Raw genomic sequence first — 21,862 nt, 5'->3', positions numbered from 1 at the left:
CATGTCATATGGTCGTGGACATAATATGAAGAAAGAGACTGTCGAAAGGAGGTTAGGTTACTAATGAATTTTCGTGTAGTTATTTTTATCGTTACAGTACTTACTTTTTTTACAACGACCACTGGATGTAGCCAACAAGAGCAAAGAGAGCTAGAGAAGCTTCCCAATGGCGTATTACTAGCAGCATCTGAGCTTTCTTATGAAGCATTTCTAGATAAAGAATTAGGCAAAAGCTTAAGAGAACATAAAGGGATTGCTGATCCATTACTTACTCAAGTTCATAAGAATCTTAGCGATTATCGGCTTGTTTCCATTACATCTGGTAATATTGGATTTTCAGCAATAGCATTAAAAAACAATAAAGATAATAGTTTGCTATTTGCATTTAGTGGATTAAAGAAAATTAATTTACAAGATATTTATCAAAGACTGGTTGAATTTGAAACTCCAGAGAACGGTTCACCAGTTGTTGTAGATCAACAAGCTCAGCAAGCATATAGCTGGGTTAAATCAATATTAAATAAAAAAGAGAATAATCATTCAAGTGTATATGTTACAGGTCATTCCTTTGGAGGTTATTTGGCTCAATTTGTAGGTTACCAGCTTAAAAATGATAAAAAATTGAAAAATCATCTATTTGTACAGGGGGTTACATTTAACTCATTAGGTGTACTATTAGATGATGGTTCGAAAAAACTTCATGCAAAGTCACAAAGAGTCCAAAAAACATTTAAACCGCTGTTTACAAATTACATTGTAAATGGTGACCCATTGGACTACGCCAATAAAACCTTCTTTAAACAAATAACTGGGTACTCACTCCAGCATCTCGGTAATGTAAAATATATTACAGTTGATGAGAATTATAAAGCGTCTTTAACTGCTTTAGAAAAAACAACAGATTTATGGACAAAAGCAAGATTATTGAAACCTTTGTACCCATATCACGATTTAGTTGAGTTTGAGGGTGTGTTTTGGAAATAATATGGAGAAGTTGAAAAAAGAATTTGTCAATTAAATTGTTGGATTGATCATTGATAAGTAAGTTGTGTGTTATGATTTCCACTACAGTGTGCTCGCTTTCCATGGGTCGAGATTCTTTAGCTCCTCGGCGCCGCCTGCTCGGTCTCAGCCTTCCCGCTAATCCCATAGGAGTCGAGCACCCTTTCGTTCCAATCGAGTTCTTTATAAAAAAGGAATATTCTTAAAAACAATAGAATAGTCAGGTGAACGAATGAATTACCCCTTTATTCATCAAATTATGCTGACGACTTACACATCTCTAAAAATATTGATCGTCTAAAAGAAGATAGTTTAATTTTTGCAAGTTAGCTAAAACATTTATAGATCAACCAAAATCACATGTTAATTAATAAGAAACAATAATAAATATTCTACTTTTTCATAGAAATTCATTTAATGATTATTTATCACTATTGACTACAATATATTTCAACACTCTGAAAAGCTACTATCAATAGATAGTAGCTTTTATTGAATTATTTATTTTGTATGTCATCTCTTAGTGATTCTACCTTTGTTAGGGCTTGATCAATGTCTGACTCGCTTACCCCAAAGTGAGCTAGGGCATCATGGAGATGGGTAGCAATTGCATTAAAATGTTCGGGTTGAATATTCATTCCTTCATGAGCTTTTGACATGGATTTACCCGTATACTTGTTAGGTCCACCTAAAGCGAAGCTAATAAATTTCGTTTGATGACGGCGTTGTTTGTCCATATCTGTTTTATCAAAGAAATGATTAACTGTTTCATCTTTTAGTACTAATTCATCATAAAAATAATCAACTACTTTTCCTACTGTTTCTTCTCCACCATATTTTTCATAAAGAGTTTGTTCCATTGAGTAGCTTCCTTTCAATATAAGATATAAGTAGAATCCCCGAAATTAGATGGAAATATTATAATTTATAACTGATTATTTAACGATTAGGTCATGATCTGAAAAAACATTTGCTAAACAATTATGTTTCTTATAATTAAGCTTTTATATGTAGGCCTAATTAATCCGTGTAAACAAGTTGATTAGGCCATTATAGATTCAACCACATATGCATAACTGGTACTTACTTGGTAGAAAGTTTTAAACTGTGTACGAAGTAATTTGTGTAATCGATAGAATGAATATTTTTGTATATTGATATAAGATAAATTAATGGTAGTTGAATTTTATTTTAATGAATAATTAACGATCCTATTGCGGCTTAGCTCATACTGTTTCAACTATTTCTTTTAAGTGACTGTATTGTTTTTATTAATATCTTTAGATGTTAATGCAAGTGTATTATTGATTAATGTGTTGTCTTCAATATCATAAGGAGGCGCACCGATGCCACCGTTAGTTGTGTCAATTCCAACCCTTTTTATTTTGGATGTTATTTTGTTTCCTTTAATTACTGCTCCTTTAACTTGAGTAGGAGAATCTTTCCATGCGTCACGGCCGATTTGAATTATTGGATGATCCGCAGAAGTTGTTACACTATCATTTATTGTATTATTAAGAAAGGCAAAACTTGTTGCATTATTTACTAAAATAATGTTACCAGATACAGATTTATCAAAGTCGAATGTTGAACTTGATATAGTAACATTTGGATATCCATTGTCGTTATCAAGTATAACAGTACTATTTTTAAACTGTCCTTGGTTAATAGTTACTTTTCCAGGATAGAAATTTATCTTTCCATTTGTAACAATTAGATTGTTATAGTTTCCAGAAGCCAATCGAGATTCAGTAGTATTATTAAATGTAACATTCGAGTATACATTCGAAGCGAGTCCATTGCCACTTAGACCATTGTTTCCTTCTAGATAAATAGTGCTCAACGTTATTGGTTTGTCTCCCCATATAGCAAAACCATGCAATTCTGAATCTTGTCCAGAAGATGTAAGAGAAATATTGGATACGTTTATGCCGTTTTCAACAGTCTGGGTAAAGCTGATATCTGAATCAACGCCAAAAAGACCATCTACAATTATATTTTCTCCACCGTCAAAAACTGCTCCACTTTTTGTTAGTTTGTTATTTGTAAAAGTAATATTAGAAGAACCGTCAGAACTTACAAACGAAGAATTATCAAAGGTGTTATTAGAAGCAGAAACGCCACCCCAGCTAGTTGAAGCAAAAGCTGCATTAGGACCAAAGTAGTTATTTTTTGCTATCGCATGACCGCCATAAGAGAGTACCATATGAATTTTATTATTTAAAAAGTCATTACCGCTTATTTCCGTATTTATACCCGGGTAAAATCCAGGCTCTAAATCAACTCCACTTCCAGGAGCGACTCCACTTATATCGTGAATTTTATTATTTAGTATTTTGACGCCATCTGTACCTACTAAACTGATGCCTTGTCTACGATTATTGCCTATATTGCAATTTTGTATCAATAAATTTTCTGTAACTGCAACAGACATCATTTGAACACCAACATTTGCTGTACTAGTAGCATTAAAAACAGCACGCCATTTAACTGCGTCATCTGGAATCTTAGAATATCCAAAAGATGAATTGAAATCTTGATCTTTATCAGATTTAACTAAACTTCCATCTGAGCGGTAATAATATAAATCGTATTTTCCGGTTACTCCATCAGGATTCCACATCATAATATTTCTAAAATGAGGATTTTGATACGCTGGGTCACTTAGGGTATAAGGTTTAGTGCGAATTTTACCTGATTGGCTAATTGGGTTTCCATTTGCATCTAATCCACCTAATTCTAGGTTGGCTGAATCAATCCACTCGCCTGTGACTGTTGTACCACCAGCTTGAACACCATCACCAGTAAAATCTGTAAAATTAACACCATCAATAATGACATTACTTGCTCCCTCTGTAATGATTCCAAATCCCCACTCATGTGTACCTGAAGTGTAAGGACCAACATAAGTGTAATCGTGAGTATACCGGTCACCTTTCAAGGCACCACCTTTTATAGTCACATTTACAATGTCTTTACTTAACGAAATAATAGCGTATTGTTCCCATTTATTTGTTTCCTTTTGAAGTACCGTATCACTATCCATTAAAAATGTCATATTACTTACCATATTAATTTGAGCATTATTATCTCTATCTTCTACGCCCTTAGCAATTAAGTAAGTACCACCTAATACATGAAAGGTAGTGTACCCGTTGCTAGTTGCCCACTGTAATGCCTGGTTAAATCCATTCGTTGTTTCAATAGGATGAGAATTATCATTATAAATTCCCCATTTAGTTCTTTCTTGTGAAGTTAGTTCATATACTCCTCCTGGAGGAGAAACAACCGTAGTATCTTTAGTGACAACTGAGGAACTCGTGGATTGATTACCATACTGATCATTCGAGACAGCAGTGATTGTAATACTTCCGTTATTTAATGAACTCATATTAAATACCACTGAAAAATTGCCATTTGAATCAGATGTAGTTACTTTAGATAGTGGACTATGAATACCATCACTTACAGTTACTGTTACTTTTTGGTTTGCTTCCACTTTTCCAGTTACTGGATAAGCACTTTGATTTTGTAATGTAACATTCGAGACACTTAAAAGAATCGCTGGTCCAATTGTGTCTTTTAAAACAGTCTTATTAACCTTTCCACTTGTATTACCTTTTGCGTCCTTTTGATAAGCTTCCAAGTTTAACTGGCCGTCTTTTAAAGTAGTGAGATTTAATTTTGTAGAAAAGGTACCGCTTGAATTTGCTTTAACGGTAGTAGAAGTCGTATTTTTATTAGAATCTTTAAACGTTAAATAAATAGTAGCATTTGCAATCCCGCTACCACTTACGGTATAAGAGTTTGCATTTATACTTGTAACAACAGGTAAACTATTAATCTTTGGACTACTAATTGCCAAATAACATGACACTCCTTATAAATTAGTATATTTATAGGAGTAGTATATTTATTTCAGTCCAAATTGCTTGTGCAAATTAATATAAAGCAAAAAAGATGGTGAAACTATCTAGTAAATAAATGGGAAATTATTAAAAAAACTTAATCTTTCCTAGTAATTAAGTATGGTATATGTTCGTTTAAAAGAACACCTTTCTTCTTGTGTTTAGTACTGAATATAATTTATTAACAATAAATTTACTAGGAATTTATAATTAATTTACTAGAATCTACTATTATTAAAGCATAGTAAAATAGGTATAAATTGGAGCGAAAATGTTATTGACTAGTTCATTATAAAGAATTAAAATTAAGTTCATAATTACCCTAATTTTCAGAATTTACTCAGTCATAAGAGTAGTTATTATGCATAATTATATGCGTACACAATATTTTGATAGCTTATTAAAATGTTGTTCGTTATATAGAATCTTTAGTCATGGTTTTATATCCAGTAAAAAATACTAAAAAATGAAGGTGAATGGATGAATAGTGTAAGGCCTAAGGAAATTGATATAAAGGAATATTTTGATGTAATTAAAAGTCGATTTTGGATTATTATTGTTTTTACTATATTAACTACATCAGCTGGTTACCTATATCAGAAATTTTATAACAATTATGTTCCTGTGTATGAGTCTTCTACGAGAATAATGCTTAATACAAAGGAAGACTTGAGTACGTTAGCGGTTATGATTGATGATCCAACTGTTTTGGCAAAAGTAATTAATAATTTACAACTTAATATTTCTAAAGACACTTTAGCAAAAAAATTAAATGTGGAAAGAATAGGTGATTCAACTATTTTTAGTATTACAGTGCAAGATACCGATTCAACTATTGCTAAGAATATTGCGAATGAAACTGCAAAGTCATTTAAAGATGAAGTTAGTAATCTATTAGATTTTAAAAATGTACAATTATTAACTCCAGCAGAGGCAGCTTCAATGCCAATTAATCAGCAGAGTAATAAAGTTATTATTTTGGCATTTGTGATGGGAATAGTAATTAGTATTGCATTAATATTTTTACTAGATTCTTTAGATCAAACAATTAAAAGACGAAGCGAAGTTGAAGAAATCTTAGGGGTACCTGTAATTGGCATTGTTCCAAATATGAATAAGAAAAAGTTATTAAATGAGAAGAAGAAATATAAATTATTAAAAATTGAAGGTGAGAATGATGTTGATATTTAATAAAAGAAGACAATCTGCAGCCTTTAAAAAAAGAAATCTCGTGACGTTTACAAATCCCAATTCTTTTATATCTGACCAATTTCGAACAATACGTACAAATTTACATTTTTTAACTGAGGAAACAAAGAATAAGATCCTCTTAATTACTTCAACTGGTAAAGGTGAAGGAAATTCAACAATTAGCGCTAATTTAGCTGTATCGATGGCTCAGCAGAAAGAAAAAGTCTTATTGATAGATGCTAATTTAAGGGAAGCTTCAATACATACAATTTTTAAATTACAGAACAATGTAGGATTAACAGATTTGTTAACAAAACGTATAGAGCTTAAAGATGTAGTAACAAGTACAGATTTTGAAAATTTGGATGTATTGACTAGTGGGACAATTAATTTTAATCCTGTAGAACTTTTGGCGAATTCAGCGGTTAAAGAGTTATTTAAAAAATTGATTACCTCTTATGATAGTGTACTAATTGATTCGCCATCAATATTAGACTATACAGAGACAAGAGTGCTGGCGAATCAATGTGATGGTGTAGTTCTAGTACTTAATCGTGGTAAAACTGAAATAGAGAAGACGATTGAGGCTAGTAGAGTTATTGAGCTGTCACATGGAAGATTGATCGGTGCAATTATAAATGAAAAGTAAGTAAAATTTTTATTATTATGTTCTTAATTAAGAATAACGTTTAATAGAATAGTTTAGGTAATGTCTACTTTCCTTTATCAATGTAGGCACTCGATCATGCTGTGGGTTGAAATATGCCTTAGACGCAAGTCGTCAAGAGTGTGGTGTGAGGGTGGGTTGAATGCCCGTTTTTTATATAAAGTGTTTATTTATGTGCTTTTTAAAAAGAGTGCAAAAATAAGCACTTTATTACTACAGTATGGAGATGTGAATATGAAAAATAAGGATCGGCCACCTAAAACACTAAAGAATAAAAATAGATTTATTCAACAATTTGAACGGCTAAATGAAGCTAATTGGTTACCAAATAATAAAATAAAAGACGACGATGGAAGAAAAAAGCTTGAATTATATAACGCAGGATGGTTTACGAGAGGAGCATTCAAGTGACTTATAGGCAAAGATTATCTCTATTTATAATTATTGATTCATGTATTGTACTCACATCCATTTTTATTAGTCGATTTTTGGTAGACGCAACAATTGATATTTTTATTAAACCTGTTTTTATTAGTTCACTTTTTCTTTTATTAAGCCATCATATTTTTTCATTCATTTTTAAACTTTATAAAAAGGCATGGGAATATGCAAGTATAGGTGAAATAATGATTATCTTTAATATTGTAACGTCTTCAATACTTACATCATTAATTATCCAGCAAATGATTATGGAAAAAACGTATTTCAGGTTATTTGCGGTCGCTTGGTTACTTCATATGTTATTAATAGGTGGTTCAAGATTTACTTGGAGGTTATATCGAGATTCATTCGTTAGAAAAAATATTATTAAGAAGAGAACCTTAATTATTGGTGCTGGCGCAGCAGGCACTATGGTTGCGAGACAACTTTTAAAGAGTAACGATAATTATAGTCATCTCCATCCTGTTGCTTTTATAGATGATAACGTAAAAAAACATCATTTAGATATACTGGGTATTCCCGTCTTAGGAGGGGTTGAAAAAATAGAAAGTGTTGTAAATAAGTATTCAATTGAAAATATTATTATTGCAATTCCTTCTTTACGTAAAAAGGAGTTAAATATTATCTTTCAAGAATGCTCTAAAACAAACGCTAGTACTAAAATATTACCTATGTTAGAAGATCTAATTACTGGTAAGGTTTCAGTCAATCAGTTCCGTGATGTTCAAGTAGAGGATTTATTAGGAAGAGATCCTGTTGTAATGGATATGGGCAGTATTTCTGAATCGATTACAAATAATGTTGTATTAGTTACAGGAGCGGGAGGATCAATCGGTTCGGAAATATCGCGACAAATTTCTAACTTTAATCCGAAACAATTAATTTTACTTGGTCATGGTGAAAATAGTATTTATTCAATTGAAATGGAATTAAAGAATAGTTTTAAGGATTCAAGTGTTGAATTTATTACAGAGATTGCTGATTTACAAGACGAAAAGAAAATGATGTCAATTATGGAACAATATAGTCCGGATGTTGTCTACCATGCCGCAGCACACAAGCACGTACCTTTAATGGAGCGAAATCCGGAGGCAGCAATTAAAAATAATGTAATTGGTACGATGAATGTTGCAAAAGCAGCTAGCTGGCATTGTGTAAAAACATTTGTCATGATTTCAACTGATAAAGCTGTCAATCCAACAAGTGTAATGGGTTCAACTAAAAAACTTGCAGAAATGATTATTCAAGATATGGATAAAAGTAGTGATACAAAATTTGTAGCAGTTCGATTTGGAAATGTGTTAGGTAGTAGAGGGAGTGTTATTCCACTATTTAAAAAGCAAATCGAAAATGGGGGCCCTGTCACTGTTACTCACCCAGAAATGGTGCGTTATTTCATGACCATTCCCGAGGCATCTAGGCTAGTGATACAAGCAGGGGCATTAGCAAAAGGTGGGGAAATCTTCGTATTAGACATGGGCGAGCCGGTAAAAATAGTAGATCTTGCTAGAAATTTAATTTTATTATCAGGTCATTCACTTGATGATATAGAGATTGAATTCTCAGGAATGAGACCGGGAGAGAAGCTATTTGAGGAATTGCTAAAAGAAGAAGAAATTCATGAGGAACAAATTTATCCGAAGATTTATATTGGAAAAACGACTGATTTGCGCATAAGTGAAATACATGAAATTATTGATAACTTTTCAGATTTAGAGAAGGATGATCTTAGAGAAAGATTATTGAATTTAGCTAATAATAGAGTTATTTCTCAAACGAACGCCACAATGCCAATTTTAAAATAAGGGAGAAAAAAATGAAAATTAAAAAAGCCATAATACCTGCTGCTGGATTAGGAACTAGATTTCTTCCAGCAACAAAAGCAATGCCAAAAGAGATGTTGCCAATTGTAGATAAACCTACTATTCAGTATATAGTTGAAGAAGCTATTGAATCAGGAATAGAGGATATTATTATTGTAACCGGAAAAGGAAAAAGAGCGATTGAAGATCATTTTGATAATTCATTTGAATTGGAACAAAACCTATTGGAAAAAGGTAAATTTGAATTATTATCAGAGGTTCAGAAATCATCAAAGATGGTAGATATTCATTATATTCGTCAAAAAGAACCAAGGGGTTTAGGTCATGCAATTTGGTGTGCACGTAAATTTATAGGTGATGAACCATTTGCAGTGTTATTGGGCGACGATATTGTTAAAGCCGATACACCGTGTTTAAAGCAGATGATTGGGCAATTTAATCAATATAATGCTTCTATATTAGGGGTACAAACTGTAAATGAAGCTGAGGTTTCTAGATACGGAATTGTTGACGGAAGTTTAATAGATAATCATTTTTATAATGTTCATAGTTTGGTAGAAAAACCAAAGCAAGAAGAAGCTCCTTCAAATTTAGCGATTTTAGGCCGCTATATACTAACGCCGAGAATATTTGATATTTTAAGTAATCAGAAGCCAGGGGCTGGAAATGAAATTCAACTGACTGATGCAATTGCTGAACTTAACAAACAAGAAGCTGTTTATGCTTATGAATTTGAAGGAACAAGATACGATGTAGGCGAGAAATTAGGGTTTATTAAAACTACTCTTGAGTTTGCTCTTAAAAGAGAGGACTTGAGAAAAAATGTTCTAGATTATTTAACGGAACTAATGAAAAAAGAATTAATTAGCGGGTCAAATGATTAGAAAATAATGTTGATAGGTGAAAAAAATGAAAAAAAAGGTGCTTTTTTGTGCAACTGTGGATTATCATTTTACGGCATTTCATATGCCGTATATAAAGTGGTTCAAGGATAATGGCTGGGAAGTACATATCGCTGCTAATGGGGAAAACAATATTCATTATGTGGACAAAAAGTTTAATCTACCTATCCAAAGATCGCCATTTAATTTTAAAAATATGAAGGCACTAAAAGACCTTAAAAATATAATAGATGAAAATAATTATGAGATTATACATTGCCATACACCTATGGGGGGAATACTTGCTCGCCTTGCGGCTCGTAAGTCCAGGGTTAAAGGAACAACAAAATTGATCTACACAGCACACGGATTCCATTTTTGTAAGGGTGCCCCTCTATTAAACTGGCTATTATATTATCCAATTGAAAAAATCATGGCTCCCCTATCAGATTGTTTAATCACGATTAATAAAGAAGATTATGAGTTATCAAATAGTAGTTTTAATGTTAAAAGAATCGTACATATTCATGGGGTTGGAATAGATACAGAGGATTTTAAGCCAATTGATGAATTAAATAAAAAAGTAGTAAGAGAGTCATTTGGATATCAACCAGATGACTTTTTGCTTTTTTATGCAGCAGAATTTAATAAAAACAAAAATCAACAATTTCTACTTAATTCATTGGCCTTAATAAAAGATGAATTGTCGAATGTAAAACTTCTACTTGCAGGTGAAGGTGCTTTACTTAATGAATGTAAACAGTTAGCAAATCAACTTGGAATTTCACATATGGTAGATTTTTTAGGTTTTAGAAAAGATATTAAAGAAATTCTACCTATGTGTGACGTTGCAGTTGGATCGAGTCTACGTGAAGGGTTGCCGGTCAATATAATGGAAGCAATGTCTTGTGGCTTACCGATTATAGCAGTAGATAACCGGGGGCATAGAGAGCTTGTAACTAATAATAAAAATGGATGGCTTGTTGAGAGTATTGACTCCATTGGTTTTTCAAGCGCCATAAAAGACCTTGTCGAAAGTGAGGGTCTCAAAGAGAGGCTTGGGTCTAATAGTAGAAAGATCATTATGAGAAAATATAGCATTGATAAAGTAATATTGGAAAAAAGTGAGGTATATAAGAGCTATATGAACGAAATGGAGGATACAATGTGGGCGACCCTTTAAGAATCTTACATACCGTTGTTAATATGAACAGAGGTGGCGCGGAAACATTAATAATGAATTTATATCGTAATATTGATCGAACGAAAATACAGTTCGATTTTTTAACGTGTAAAGAGGGGGCATATGACTCTGAAATAATTGCCATGGGTGGAAAGATTCATAGAATTCCATATGTAACGGATGTTGGTCATTTAGGTTATATAAGAAAACTAGATAAGTTTTTTAGGCTAAATCCTAATTATAAAATCGTACATTCTCATATGGATAAAATGAGTGGCTTAGTTTTAAGAGCAGCAAAAAAAGCTAATATTCCCACAAGAATTGCCCATAGCCATAATACAAAAAGTGAAGGTGGATTGGCTTCACAGGTTTATAAATGGTATACGGGTAAATACATTGAACCTAATGCTACTCATTTATTTGCTTGCTCGGAGTCTGCAAGTAGGTGGTTATTTACTAAACGTTCTAGTGAATCTCTAATCCTAAAAAATGGAATTGAAAGTGAGAGGTTTCAATTTTCATTAAATTTAAGAAAACAAATTAGGGATCAGTTAAATATCTCAGACAAAGCATTCGTACTTGGCCATGTTGGGAGATTTAATCAACAAAAAAATCATCTGTTTTTACTAGAAATTTTTGCTTCACTATTAAAAAAAATGCCGAATGCAGTTCTAATCTTAGTTGGAGGAGGTTCCCTTCAAGCTAAAATAGAATCGAAAATAAAAGAACTTCAAATAGAGAAAAATGTAAAGTTACTTGGTATTAGAGATGATATTCATAAACTTTTACAAGCAATGGATGTATTTGTTTTCCCATCTTTGCATGAAGGTTTACCTGTAACGTTAATAGAAGCACAAGGTGCAGGTTTATCTTGTATTATCTCAGATGCGATTACAACAGAAGTAGATATGGAGATGGGACTAATCCAATACTGTTCTTTAAATGACAGTGAAAAATGGGTTGAGAAAATCTTGAAAGAAGCAAAAAGAAATTTTAATAGAGGAAATGCGGAGAGTGCATTGATCCAAAAAGGATATGATATTCGCAAAACAGCGGAGAATACCCAGAAGACATATATCTCGTTAGGGAGGTAGGATATGAAGAAGTTAACTATATTTACTCCAACATTCAATCGAGCATACTGCCTTCACAAATGTTACGAGAGTTTAAAGAATCAAACATGCAAAGAATTTATCTGGTTAATCATTGACGATGGTTCAACTGACAATACTAAAGAATTAGTTGAAGGTTGGATCGAAGAAAATAAAATTGAAGTTATGTATTATTGGCAGAAAAACCAAGGAATGCATGGTGCCCATAATACCGCTTACCAGAAAATTGTCACAGAACTTAATGTCTGTATTGATTCAGATGATTATATGCCTTTAGAAGCGGTTGAAAAAATTATTGAGTACTGGAATCAATTTGGTAACGATAATGTGAGTGGAATTATTGGGCTAGATGCATATACAAATGGAAAAATTATTGGTACAAAGTTGCCGGTTAATAGAAAACAGTCAAGATTATTTGATTTATATAATAGATTTGGCGTTACTGGTGATAAAAAGCTTGTATATCGAACAGAGTTAACAAAAGAATTTCCATATCCACTATTTAAAAATGAACGGTATGTTGGTCTAGCATACAAATATCACATGCTTGATAAACAATACGAAATGCTATTAATGAATGAAATTTTATGCTATGTAGAGTACCTTGCAGATGGATCATCGTTAAATATGTTCAGTCAATATATTAAAAATCCGAATGGGTTTGCGTTCTATCGAAAAGAAATGATGAAATTGCCCTTTGCAAGTCAATTGTTTAAATTCAGACAAGCCATTCATTATGTTTCTAGTAGCATTATGAGTAGAAACTGGAGTTTTTTAGACGAGACGCCTAAAAAAGGTTTAACAATCTTAGCGATTCCATTTGGAATAACTTTATATATTTATATTACGACAAAAACAAAAGCCGCCTAAAAAGTGGTTTTGTTTTTTGGAAGGATATTGGTATGACTATATTTTGGTTTAATTTAGCAATTGTATTTGTTTTTTCATTCATGGCGCGAGTAGCCTCAAGGGACAGCATATCTAGCACCGCAACTTTATCATCAGTCTATTTAAAACCTAATAAAACGTTGGCATTTATTGTATTAGTAACGCTAGTTTGCGTATCGGGACTTAGATCAAATATCGGGGACACATATGCATATGTGGATATCTATAAAAGACATGACTTTACATGGAACTATATTTTAGAGTCGAAGGATATTGGATTCGGCGTTCTGCAAATGATTTTAAAATATTTTTCTTCAAATCCTCAAATATTGTTAATTACAACAGCGATTATCACAAATGTATTGGTTATTTTTACATTGTATAATTACTCAAGAATTTTTGAATTGAGCGTTTATGTGTATATCACTGGTGGTTTGTTTCTGGTCTCCATGAATGGAATTAGACAAGTACTTGCTGCTTCCATTGCTTTTGCAGGCATACGACTTTTGCTAGAAGGTAGTTTTAAACGCTATCTACTCGTTATTTTACTTGCTTCATTATTCCATCAAACTGCACTTATTTTAATTCCAATTTATTTTCTTGTGCGCTTTAAAGCATGGTCAAAAGTAACAATCGCTCTATTATTATTTTCAATCGTATTTATAATTGGATTTAATCAACTTTCAACTTATTTGTTTAACGCCATTCAAGATACCCAGTATGCAGTCTATAAAAACTTTCAAGAAGGTGGAGCTAGCGTTATAAGAGTTGCAGTAACAGCAATTCCACTATTAATTGCTTTTATGGGAAGAGAGAAGTTAAGAGAAATGAATCCAAAGAGTGATATTGTTGTCAATATGGCTTTACTTGGATTTGTCTTTATGCTTATTTCAACGCAAAATTGGATATTTGCAAGAATTTCAATTTATTTTAGCTTTTATCAGCTAATTTTAATTTCATGGATTGTGAAATTATTTAGAGTAAGAGATCAAAAGTTAATCTATTATGGCATATTAATTTGCTACTTTTTTTATTATTACTATGAAAATGTAATAAGTCTGCAAATACAATATTTCAGCGATTATATTAACTTAAACTGGTAAAAGTGATCGTTTTTTAGTCTTTTATAGGAGGAAAAATAAATGGCAATTCTTGTAACTGGAGGAGCAGGATATATAGGGAGTCACACTATCGTAGAGCTGCTACAAAGTGGCAATGAAATTATTGTTCTAGATAATTTTTCAAATAGTAAGCCACAGGCATTAAAAAGAGTGTCAGAGATAACGGGTAAGTCATTTAAAACATATAATATTGACCTATTAAATAGAGATGAGTTAGATAATGTATTTTCTCAGAATAAAATATCGGCTGTTATCCATTTTGCCGGGCTTAAAGCTGTAGGTGAATCAGTCCAAACTCCTATTGAATACTATTATAACAATATTACAGGAACGATTAACCTTTGCGAAATGATGAGAAAATACGAAGTAAAAAAGCTTGTTTTTAGTTCTTCTGCCACAGTCTATGGTTCAACAAATGAATCACCGATATCAGAAAGTAGTATACTAGGTGCTTCTAATCCATACGGACGAACTAAACTTATGATTGAGGAATTCCTTAGGGACTTATACGAATCAGACCATACTTGGAGAATAGCATTATTGAGATATTTTAATCCAATCGGTGCACATCATAGTGGTTTAATTGGTGAAGATCCAAATGGCATTCCGAATAACTTAATGCCGTTCATATCACAAGTAGCAGTAGGTAAATTGGAGCAATTAAATATTTTTGGAAACGACTATCCAACAAAAGACGGCACAGGTGTGAGGGATTACATCCATGTGGTAGATTTAGCAATTGGTCATATTAAAGCACTTAAGAAATTAGAAAGAAACACTGGAATTGAAGCATATAACATTGGTACAGGCACTGGCTATAGTGTTCTAGAAATGATTGAAGCTTTTGAAATAGCATCTGGTAAAAAGATTCCTTATAGAATTAAAGAAAGACGTCCTGGTGATGCGGCAGTTTGTTATGCTAATCCAACAAAGGCTATGCAAAAACTTGGCTTTACAGTTACTAAGGGAATTCATTTAATGTGTGAAGATACATGGAGATGGCAAAAAAATAATCCGAACGGATATACTGAAGAGATTGAACATGTTACAGTGCAATAATGCAGTGTTTTTTTGTTTGGGAGGAAAAAATGGAATCAATTAATTTATCACAACAACAATTAATAGATATTCTAAAACTCTTTTATTATAGAGGAAGCCATTCGAATGAATTAAATACGATTGATTTTATTAATGATATGAAAAAAACGATCTTAATGATTAGTACAAACAATTTAGTAGAAACGAAGTAATTAATTTTTAGGAGTAAACTAAAAATGAAGAGAGTAATAGATTTAGTATTTTCAGTGATAATATTGCTGTTGCTATCGCTACCTCTAATAGTTGTAGCAATTTTTGTTAGATTAAAAATGGGTTCTCCTATATTATTTACTCAACAGCGCCCTGGTTTAAATGGTAAACCATTTTACTTGTATAAATTCCGGACAATGAGTGATTTGCATGATGCAGAGGGAAACCTTTTATCAGATGAATTACGTTTAACTGCCTTCGGGAAGTTTTTAAGAAAGTATAGTATTGATGAGTTTCCACAACTAATAAACGTGGTTAAAGGGGAAATGAGTTTAGTTGGACCTAGACCATTTTTAATGGAATATTTAGCTTTATATACAGAAGAACAGATGCTAAGACATAATGTAAAACCCGGGATTACAGGTTGGGCCCAAGTAAATGGACGCAATTCACTTGCATGGGAGGAGAAATTTAAAATGGACGTATGGTATGTGAAAAATAATAATCTCCTTTTAGATTTGAAAATCCTCATTAAAACAGCCATTAAGGTTATAAAGAAAGAAGGAATTTCACAGGAGGGGCAAGTAACAATGGGAAAATTCACTGGATCTAATGAAGTGATGTAATATGAGGGTAATTATTTTAGGTAATGGGGGACATAGCAAAGTTATCCAAGACATTATTTACTCAATAAAGGGAATTGAGATTATTGCTATATTAGATGACAAATATAAGGTTGAAAAACGTGAGAATGGGATTATATATGCTCCATTTGTTTCTTTAAAAAAATTTCTAGATCAAGACGCTAAAGTAGTCATTGCAATAGGAGATAACAAGCATAGAAAAAATTTAGTTACTTCAATAGATATTAAAAAAGAACAGTATTTAACAGTTGTTCATCCTTCAGCAATTGTTAGCACTTCGACTAGAATTGGATACGGAACAGTGGTCATGCCGAATGTAGTTATTAATGCACAAGCGCAAATTGGCGACCATTGTGTAATTAATACTGGGGCAATCATTGAACATGATAATCAAATCGGAGACTATACGCATGTCTCTCCGAATGCTACTTTAACGGGAAGTGTTTTAGTTGGAGAAGGTGCACATATCGGAGCATCGGCGACAATTATTCCTGGAATTAAAGTAGGGTGTTGGTCAATTGTAGGAGCGGGTTCAACGGTTATTCATAATATTCCATCGCTTAGTACAGTAGTAGGCTGCCCAGCTAGAATTATTAAAAATTTAAATTTATAGATATAATTTTTCGAAAAGGTGGTAAGTGAATTGACCTTATCAAGAATTTATTTATCTCCCCCGCATATGAGCGGAGAGGAGACAAAGTATGTACAGGAAGCATTTAATACGAATTGGATCGCACCACTTGGACCCAATGTCGATGGATTTGAAAAAGATATTATTCATTATGTAGGAGCCAATGAGGCGTTAGTTGTTAGTTCAGGAACAGCTGCAATTCATTTGGCTCTTTCTTTATTAAATGTCACAAAAGGCGATAAAGTATTTTGTTCCAGTCTTACCTTTGTGGCTAGTGCTAACCCAATAATTTATCAAGGAGCTGAACCAATATTTATAGACTCGGAGCCCGAAACATGGAATATGTCACCAAAAGCACTTGAAAGAGCATTGCATGACTCATATTTAGAAGGAACTCTTCCAAAAGCTGTTATCGTTGTTAATCTATATGGACAAGTTGCAAAAATGGATGAAATTCAATCTTTATGCTCTCAATATAATATACCTATTATTGAAGACGCGGCTGAATCACTTGGTTCTACTTATAAAGGAAGAGTTAGTGGTACTTTTGGTCATTTTAGTATTTTTTCCTTTAATGGAAATAAAATTATCACGACATCTGGTGGCGGAGCACTTGTCTCAAATAATACTGAGTTAATACAAAGAGCAAGATTTTTAGCCACTCAAGCTAGGGATGAAGCGCGACATTATCAACATAGTGTAGCTGGTTACAATTATAGGATGAGTAATATTTTGGCAGGGGTTGGCAGGGCTCAATTGCAAGTATTAGAGGAGCGAATTGAAGCTAGAAGAAGGATTTTTCAACGCTATTTTGAGGAGCTAAAGGATTTACCCGGTCTAACTTTTATGCCAGAGTTAGCAAATACACGCAGTAACCGATGGCTTACAGCGTTAACGATTAAAGAAGAAGAATCTAAGCTATCAGTAAATAATCTATTAGATGCATTAGAGGAGGAAAATATTGAAGCAAGACCAGTATGGAAGCCATTACATATGCAACCTCTATTCAAAGGAGTTCGTTATTATCCTCACGAAGAAAATAACCATGTTGCAGAGAGGCTGTTCGAAACTGGAATTTGTTTACCTTCAGGATCAAATCTATCGTTTGTCGATCAAAGTAGAGTGATAAGCTGTATCAAAAAAGTATTTTATAAAGTAGCTTGTAGGGAGGGCATTCTATGACAGAACAGCTGAGGTGCCAAAAATGATAGGAAAAAACATTCAAGACATTCGTATCAAAAAGGGACTTACTTTATCAGAACTTGCAGAAAAAGCTAATATTTCTAAGTCTTATTTAAGCAATATTGAGCGTGAATTAAACGATAATCCGTCTATTCAAGTTGTAGAAAAGATTTCGAAAGTATTAGGTGTTGAATTTAGAACATTACTGGGGACTAATACAGAAAATAATAAACTCGAAAATGACTATATTGATCTTATAAAGGAATTAGTTGAAATTGGAATTGGAAGAGAAGAATTAAGAGAATATAAAAAGGTATTTGAATTCGTAAAATGGAAGAATTCTAAAAATTATTGATAAGAAATGCTAAAGGGAGTTATGTATGGATAAAACAAAGCCCTTAAAGGTCCTTCATGTTGTTGGTGCAATGAATAGAGCAGGGACCGAAACAATGCTAATGAATATATATCGAAATATAGATCGAAACAAAATTCAATTTGATTTTATTTCTTATAGTCAAAAAGAAGCACACTATGATCAAGAAATAGAAAGATTAGGCGGACGCATTATAAGATTGGTAAAAACATACTCAGTAAAAGAAATTTATGCTGCGATTAAAAAGTACGGTCCGTATGATGTAGTTCACGCACATACATTATTTAATTGTGGTATAGCCAATTTAGCGGCTCAATTAGCAGGTGTAGAGATTAGAATATCACATGCACATACAACCTTAGATGCTAATCAATCTTTAGTTAGAACAATCTATAAACGAATAATGCGAAAACTCATCAATGTAACTTCAACAAAATTATTGGCATGTAGTAATGGTGCTGGACGATATTTATTTGGAAAGAAAGAATTAGTAAAAACAAGATATTCCTATTATCCGAATGTAATAGATTATACAAAATTTCTAGAACCGCCATTAAAAGAAGTGAAGAAATTCAAAGAGGAAGCGGATTTAGAAAATAGTTTTGTAATTGGACATATCGGTAGGTTTATGGATGCAAAAAATCATTTATTCTTAATTGAGATAATGAAGAACATTTTAAAAAAGCAAAAAAGCATTACCCTGTTATTAGTTGGAGATGGGGAGTTACGGGCAGGTATTGAAGAAGAAGTTAAAAAGTTTGGAATCGATGAGAATATTAAATTTGTAGGTGTTAGGGAAGACATACCAACGCTATTACATAGTATGGATTTATTTGTTTTTCCATCTTTGTACGAGGGATTAGGACTTGTTCTTTTAGAAGCTCAAGCAAGTGGTATACCTTGTATTGTATCTGAAGCAATACAGCCTGAGGCAGACTTAAATATCGGACTAGTAAAACAGCTCATGTTAAGCGAAGGCCCAGAACTTTGGGCAAATACAATATTAATGAATTCACGGAATAAAGAAGGAAATATTAACCGAATAATTAATGGATTCGAAACTCAGGGATATTCGGTTTCTAAAGGAATATCAAATTTATTGGCTATTTACCAATATTCGACAGGTGAACTAAATGAAGAAGAATATATTAGTGGCATCCTTTGATCTAGAGATTGGAGGAGTTGAGAGAAGCCTAATCAGTATGTTAAATAACTTTGATTTTAAGAGTTACACAGTTGATTTAATGCTTTATAGTCATACAGGTGAATTTATGAAGCTTTTGCCGAATAAGGCAAATCTACTCGCAGAAAGTAAGGCATATAAGACATTTCGAATGCCAGTCCTAGATGTAATAAAAAGTGGGCAAATAAGTCTTGCGCTTTCTAGACTGTTAGCAAAGTATTTGGCAAATAAAAATCACTCTTCCGAAAATGGATATAAACAAATGCAATATATGTGGAAATATTCAGTCCCTTTATTACCAAAGCAAAGTAAGAAATATGATGTAGCAATTAGCTACTTATGGCCACACTATTTTGTCGCGGAGAAAGTAGATGCTGAGATCAAAATTGCATGGATTCATACAGATTTTTCAACAGTCGAAACAGACATTGCATTGGATGTAAAAATGTGGAGTAAGTTCAATTATATCGTAGCAGTCTCAGATGAATGCAAAAATGCATTCATAAGTAAATATTCAGCATTAGGGGACCGAGTCATCGTAATGGAAAACATTACAACTCCTGAATTGATTAACACATTAGCAAATGAAGAAGCCGATAATCCAATGGTGGAAGATGCTAGATTTAAAATTATAACTGTGGCCAGACTATCATACGCAAAAGGGATTGATTCCGCGGTTAAAGCATTGAAAATGTTAAATGATCGAGGATACAAAAACATATGTTGGTATGTTGTTGGTTACGGGGGCGATGAACAACAAATTAAAGATTTAATAGAGGAAAATAATTTAACAGATCAGTTTATTCTTTTAGGAAAAAAAATAAATCCCTACCCATTTATAAAAGAAGCTGATTTATACGTACAACCATCTAGGTATGAGGGAAAAGCAGTTACAGTGGTCGAAGCGCAAGTTCTTTCGAAGCCGGTCCTTATAACAAATTATCCAACAGCTAAAAGCCAAGTAAAAGATGGATTTGATGGTTCAATCTGTGAGCTCTCAGTTAAAGGTATTGCAGATGGCATTGAAAAACTTTACTTGGATTCCCAAATGAGAGAGCAATTAGTAAATAATTGTAAAGGCACAGTTTTTAGTAATTTAAATGAACTAAACAAACTATATAGTTTAATATAATTTGCAATAGCTTTTGCCTAAATATAAAACTGTAAAGGAGGTTTTTCTAGTGAAAAAAAATATACTCTTTGTAATTGATTCCTTACACATAGCAGGAGCGGAAAAAAGTTTAACAACACTATTGAATTTATTGAATCTAGAAGAATACTCCATTGATCTAATATTATTTGCACACGGAGGTGAATTCGAGAAGCTGGTTCCAAAAGATGTTAATATTTTACCCCCGCTTAAATACACCAAATTTACTGAGCTAAGTATGACTGACTCAGTTATCTACTCATTAAAGAAATTTAAATTTGATATGCTATTTTCAAGGCTAAAGTATTCCTTTGAAATAAGAAGAAAAAATTATAGTATAGCGGAAGAAGCAAGAATATTTTGGGAAAGTGTTTCCAATGTGATCGAGAAAAATGAAAAAGTATATGATATTGCAATAAGCTATGCGCAAGGTATTCCTACTTTTTATGTCGCTGATAAAGTTATAGCTAAGGAAAAATATGCATGGGTAAACGTAAGCTATCATTTAACTGATCATGAAAGGAATTATCAAGAACCGTTTTATGATCAATATAAAAAAATTGTAGCTGTATCAAATTCTACACGTGAAATCTTCATAGAGACCTTTCCTAGTTATTCCAGTAAAGTGGAGGTTATTTTTGATATAAATAATCCAGAATTTATTAACGAAATGGCATTAAGTGGAGATAGTTATCAAGATAATTTTAATGGCATTAAAATTTTAACGATTGGAAGGTTAGCCCACCAAAAAGGTTATGATCTTGCTTTAGAAGCATGCAAAAATCTGAAAGAACAGGGCATTGACTTTAGATGGTATGTATTAGGAATGGGCCCGTTACAACAAGAAATTGAAAAGTATATTGAGGATCATCAGTTACATACAAACTTTATATTGTTAGGAGTAAAATCAAACCCTTATCCATATATAAAAGGTGCAGATCTTTATGTTCAAACATCGAAGTTTGAAGGATTTGGTCTTGCAATTGCTGAAGCTCGTATGCTAAATATTCCTGTAGTTACAACAAGGTTTGACGCAGTTTATAGTCAAATGATTGATGGGAAGAATGGTTTAGTTGTAGATATGACGGCCGAAGGTGTAACAAACGGGATTTTGAAATTAATCACGGATAATGAACTGAAAGAGAATATAGTAAAATTCTTACAAGTTGAGAAAAAAGGCAATGTCGAAGAATTAGCAAAATTTTATGAGTTAATAGGTTAATGTAAGAAGAGA

21 protein-coding genes are annotated in these 21,862 nt (G+C 32.6%); 19 read left to right on the top strand and 2 right to left on the bottom strand.

Annotation, left to right across the window (positions count from 1 at the left end; genetic code table 11):
* The first annotated feature begins 63 nt into the window (after nucleotides 1-63).
* A complete protein-coding gene (locus ACFVR2_RS13385) occupies nucleotides 64-984 on the top strand; it encodes a lipase family protein (protein ID WP_387362413.1) in 921 nt (306 codons plus the stop codon).
* Between the two features lie 515 nt (nucleotides 985-1,499).
* Here the strand turns inward: ACFVR2_RS13385 and ACFVR2_RS13380 are convergent.
* Together ACFVR2_RS13380 and ACFVR2_RS13375 are read right to left on the bottom strand one after the other, a co-directional pair.
* Entirely contained in the window at nucleotides 1,500-1,862 is a 363-nt protein-coding gene (locus ACFVR2_RS13380) for a group I truncated hemoglobin (protein WP_387362411.1), read from the bottom strand.
* A gap of 389 nt (nucleotides 1,863-2,251) precedes the next feature.
* Nucleotides 2,252-4,867: an Ig-like domain-containing protein gene (locus tag ACFVR2_RS13375; RefSeq protein ID WP_387362409.1), complete on the bottom strand. Its 2,616-nt coding sequence runs from the start codon at nucleotides 4,865-4,867 to the stop codon at nucleotides 2,252-2,254.
* A 523-nt stretch (nucleotides 4,868-5,390) separates the two neighbouring features.
* Here ACFVR2_RS13375 and ACFVR2_RS13370 point away from each other — a divergent pair.
* The 18 genes from ACFVR2_RS13370 (at nucleotide 5,391) to ACFVR2_RS13285 (ending at nucleotide 21,850) form a co-directional block, all read left to right on the top strand.
* Nucleotides 5,391-6,101, top strand: coding sequence for a YveK family protein (locus ACFVR2_RS13370; RefSeq protein ID WP_387362407.1), 711 nt, complete (start codon nucleotides 5,391-5,393; stop codon nucleotides 6,099-6,101).
* A complete protein-coding gene (locus tag ACFVR2_RS13365) occupies nucleotides 6,088-6,750 on the top strand; it encodes a CpsD/CapB family tyrosine-protein kinase (protein ID WP_387362405.1) in 663 nt (220 codons plus the stop codon). Before ACFVR2_RS13370 ends, ACFVR2_RS13365 begins: the two co-directional genes overlap by 14 nt.
* A 252-nt stretch (nucleotides 6,751-7,002) precedes the next feature.
* Nucleotides 7,003-7,179, top strand: coding sequence for a hypothetical protein (locus ACFVR2_RS13360; RefSeq protein WP_387362403.1), 177 nt, complete (start codon nucleotides 7,003-7,005; stop codon nucleotides 7,177-7,179).
* Complete coding sequence (locus tag ACFVR2_RS13355) at nucleotides 7,176-9,014, top strand: polysaccharide biosynthesis protein (protein WP_387362401.1); 1,839 nt, start codon at nucleotides 7,176-7,178, stop codon at nucleotides 9,012-9,014. Before ACFVR2_RS13360 ends, ACFVR2_RS13355 begins: the two co-directional genes overlap by 4 nt.
* 11 nt (nucleotides 9,015-9,025) lie before the next feature.
* On the top strand, nucleotides 9,026-9,916 hold the full coding sequence (galU, locus tag ACFVR2_RS13350; protein ID WP_387362399.1) for a UTP--glucose-1-phosphate uridylyltransferase GalU: 891 nt from the start codon (nucleotides 9,026-9,028) through the stop codon (nucleotides 9,914-9,916).
* 25 nt (nucleotides 9,917-9,941) lie between these two features.
* Complete coding sequence (locus ACFVR2_RS13345; RefSeq protein ID WP_387362397.1) at nucleotides 9,942-11,096, top strand: glycosyltransferase family 4 protein; 1,155 nt, start codon at nucleotides 9,942-9,944, stop codon at nucleotides 11,094-11,096.
* Nucleotides 11,081-12,190, top strand: coding sequence for a glycosyltransferase family 1 protein (locus ACFVR2_RS13340; protein ID WP_387362395.1), 1,110 nt, complete (start codon nucleotides 11,081-11,083; stop codon nucleotides 12,188-12,190). The genes ACFVR2_RS13345 and ACFVR2_RS13340 overlap by 16 nt, the downstream gene beginning before the upstream one ends.
* 3 nt (nucleotides 12,191-12,193) lie before the next feature.
* A complete protein-coding gene (locus ACFVR2_RS13335) occupies nucleotides 12,194-13,078 on the top strand; it encodes a glycosyltransferase family 2 protein (RefSeq protein WP_387362393.1) in 885 nt (294 codons plus the stop codon).
* A gap of 32 nt (nucleotides 13,079-13,110) precedes the next feature.
* A complete protein-coding gene (locus ACFVR2_RS13330; protein ID WP_387362391.1) occupies nucleotides 13,111-14,199 on the top strand; it encodes an EpsG family protein in 1,089 nt (362 codons plus the stop codon).
* A 39-nt stretch (nucleotides 14,200-14,238) separates the two neighbouring features.
* Nucleotides 14,239-15,276 carry a UDP-glucose 4-epimerase GalE gene (galE, locus tag ACFVR2_RS13325; RefSeq protein WP_387362389.1) on the top strand — a complete coding sequence of 346 codons (1,038 nt, stop codon included), beginning with the start codon at nucleotides 14,239-14,241 and terminating at the stop codon, nucleotides 15,274-15,276.
* Between the two features lie 29 nt (nucleotides 15,277-15,305).
* On the top strand, nucleotides 15,306-15,467 hold the full coding sequence (locus tag ACFVR2_RS13320) for a YwzD family small protein (RefSeq protein WP_179887114.1): 162 nt from the start codon (nucleotides 15,306-15,308) through the stop codon (nucleotides 15,465-15,467).
* Nucleotides 15,468-15,491: 24 nt separating this feature from the next.
* Nucleotides 15,492-16,091, top strand: a complete 600-nt coding sequence (locus ACFVR2_RS13315) for a sugar transferase (protein ID WP_387362386.1) — start codon at nucleotides 15,492-15,494, stop codon at nucleotides 16,089-16,091.
* A 1-nt stretch (nucleotide 16,092) separates the two neighbouring features.
* The gene (locus ACFVR2_RS13310) at nucleotides 16,093-16,722 is read left to right on the top strand and encodes an acetyltransferase (protein WP_387362384.1); all 630 of its coding nucleotides are present in this window, start codon (nucleotides 16,093-16,095) and stop codon (nucleotides 16,720-16,722) included.
* A gap of 18 nt (nucleotides 16,723-16,740) precedes the next feature.
* Nucleotides 16,741-17,922: a DegT/DnrJ/EryC1/StrS family aminotransferase gene (locus tag ACFVR2_RS13305; RefSeq protein WP_387362382.1), complete on the top strand. Its 1,182-nt coding sequence runs from the start codon at nucleotides 16,741-16,743 to the stop codon at nucleotides 17,920-17,922.
* 22 nt (nucleotides 17,923-17,944) lie between these two features.
* Entirely contained in the window at nucleotides 17,945-18,277 is a 333-nt protein-coding gene (locus ACFVR2_RS13300) for a helix-turn-helix domain-containing protein (protein ID WP_387362380.1), read from the top strand.
* Nucleotides 18,278-18,302: 25 nt separating this feature from the next.
* On the top strand, nucleotides 18,303-19,460 hold the full coding sequence (locus ACFVR2_RS13295) for a glycosyltransferase family 1 protein (RefSeq protein ID WP_387362378.1): 1,158 nt from the start codon (nucleotides 18,303-18,305) through the stop codon (nucleotides 19,458-19,460).
* Complete coding sequence (locus ACFVR2_RS13290; protein WP_387362376.1) at nucleotides 19,429-20,610, top strand: glycosyltransferase; 1,182 nt, start codon at nucleotides 19,429-19,431, stop codon at nucleotides 20,608-20,610. Before ACFVR2_RS13295 ends, ACFVR2_RS13290 begins: the two co-directional genes overlap by 32 nt.
* A gap of 49 nt (nucleotides 20,611-20,659) precedes the next feature.
* Entirely contained in the window at nucleotides 20,660-21,850 is a 1,191-nt protein-coding gene (locus ACFVR2_RS13285) for a glycosyltransferase (RefSeq protein ID WP_387362374.1), read from the top strand.
* Nucleotides 21,851-21,862: the final 12 nt, after the last annotated feature.

It is taken from the genome of Gottfriedia sp. NPDC057991, assembly GCF_042886615.1.
Taxonomy (GTDB): Bacteria; Bacillota; Bacilli; order Bacillales; family Bacillaceae_G; genus Gottfriedia.
The sequence above is the reverse complement of the archived record's forward strand: the minus strand, read 5'-3'. Positions and strand labels throughout refer to the sequence as shown.

Bases quoted from the DNA above. Each gene is read 5' to 3' on its own strand.
- ACFVR2_RS13385 (WP_387362413.1), top strand. From the start codon at position 64: ATGAATTTTCGTGTAGTTATTTTTATCGTTACAGTACTTACTTTTTTT.
- ACFVR2_RS13380 (WP_387362411.1), bottom strand. From the start codon at position 1,862: ATGGAACAAACTCTTTATGAAAAATATGGTGGAGAAGAAACAGTAGGA.
- ACFVR2_RS13370 (WP_387362407.1), top strand. From the start codon at position 5,391: ATGAATAGTGTAAGGCCTAAGGAAATTGATATAAAGGAATATTTTGAT.
- ACFVR2_RS13365 (WP_387362405.1), top strand. From the start codon at position 6,088: ATGTTGATATTTAATAAAAGAAGACAATCTGCAGCCTTTAAAAAAAGA.
- ACFVR2_RS13360 (WP_387362403.1), top strand. From the start codon at position 7,003: ATGAAAAATAAGGATCGGCCACCTAAAACACTAAAGAATAAAAATAGA.
- galU (WP_387362399.1), top strand. From the start codon at position 9,026: ATGAAAATTAAAAAAGCCATAATACCTGCTGCTGGATTAGGAACTAGA.
- ACFVR2_RS13345 (WP_387362397.1), top strand. From the start codon at position 9,942: ATGAAAAAAAAGGTGCTTTTTTGTGCAACTGTGGATTATCATTTTACG.
- ACFVR2_RS13335 (WP_387362393.1), top strand. From the start codon at position 12,194: ATGAAGAAGTTAACTATATTTACTCCAACATTCAATCGAGCATACTGC.
- ACFVR2_RS13330 (WP_387362391.1), top strand. From the start codon at position 13,111: ATGACTATATTTTGGTTTAATTTAGCAATTGTATTTGTTTTTTCATTC.
- galE (WP_387362389.1), top strand. From the start codon at position 14,239: ATGGCAATTCTTGTAACTGGAGGAGCAGGATATATAGGGAGTCACACT.
- ACFVR2_RS13320 (WP_179887114.1), top strand. From the start codon at position 15,306: ATGGAATCAATTAATTTATCACAACAACAATTAATAGATATTCTAAAA.
- ACFVR2_RS13315 (WP_387362386.1), top strand. From the start codon at position 15,492: ATGAAGAGAGTAATAGATTTAGTATTTTCAGTGATAATATTGCTGTTG.
- ACFVR2_RS13310 (WP_387362384.1), top strand. From the start codon at position 16,093: ATGAGGGTAATTATTTTAGGTAATGGGGGACATAGCAAAGTTATCCAA.
- ACFVR2_RS13300 (WP_387362380.1), top strand. From the start codon at position 17,945: ATGATAGGAAAAAACATTCAAGACATTCGTATCAAAAAGGGACTTACT.
- ACFVR2_RS13295 (WP_387362378.1), top strand. From the start codon at position 18,303: ATGGATAAAACAAAGCCCTTAAAGGTCCTTCATGTTGTTGGTGCAATG.
- ACFVR2_RS13290 (WP_387362376.1), top strand. From the start codon at position 19,429: ATGAAGAAGAATATATTAGTGGCATCCTTTGATCTAGAGATTGGAGGA.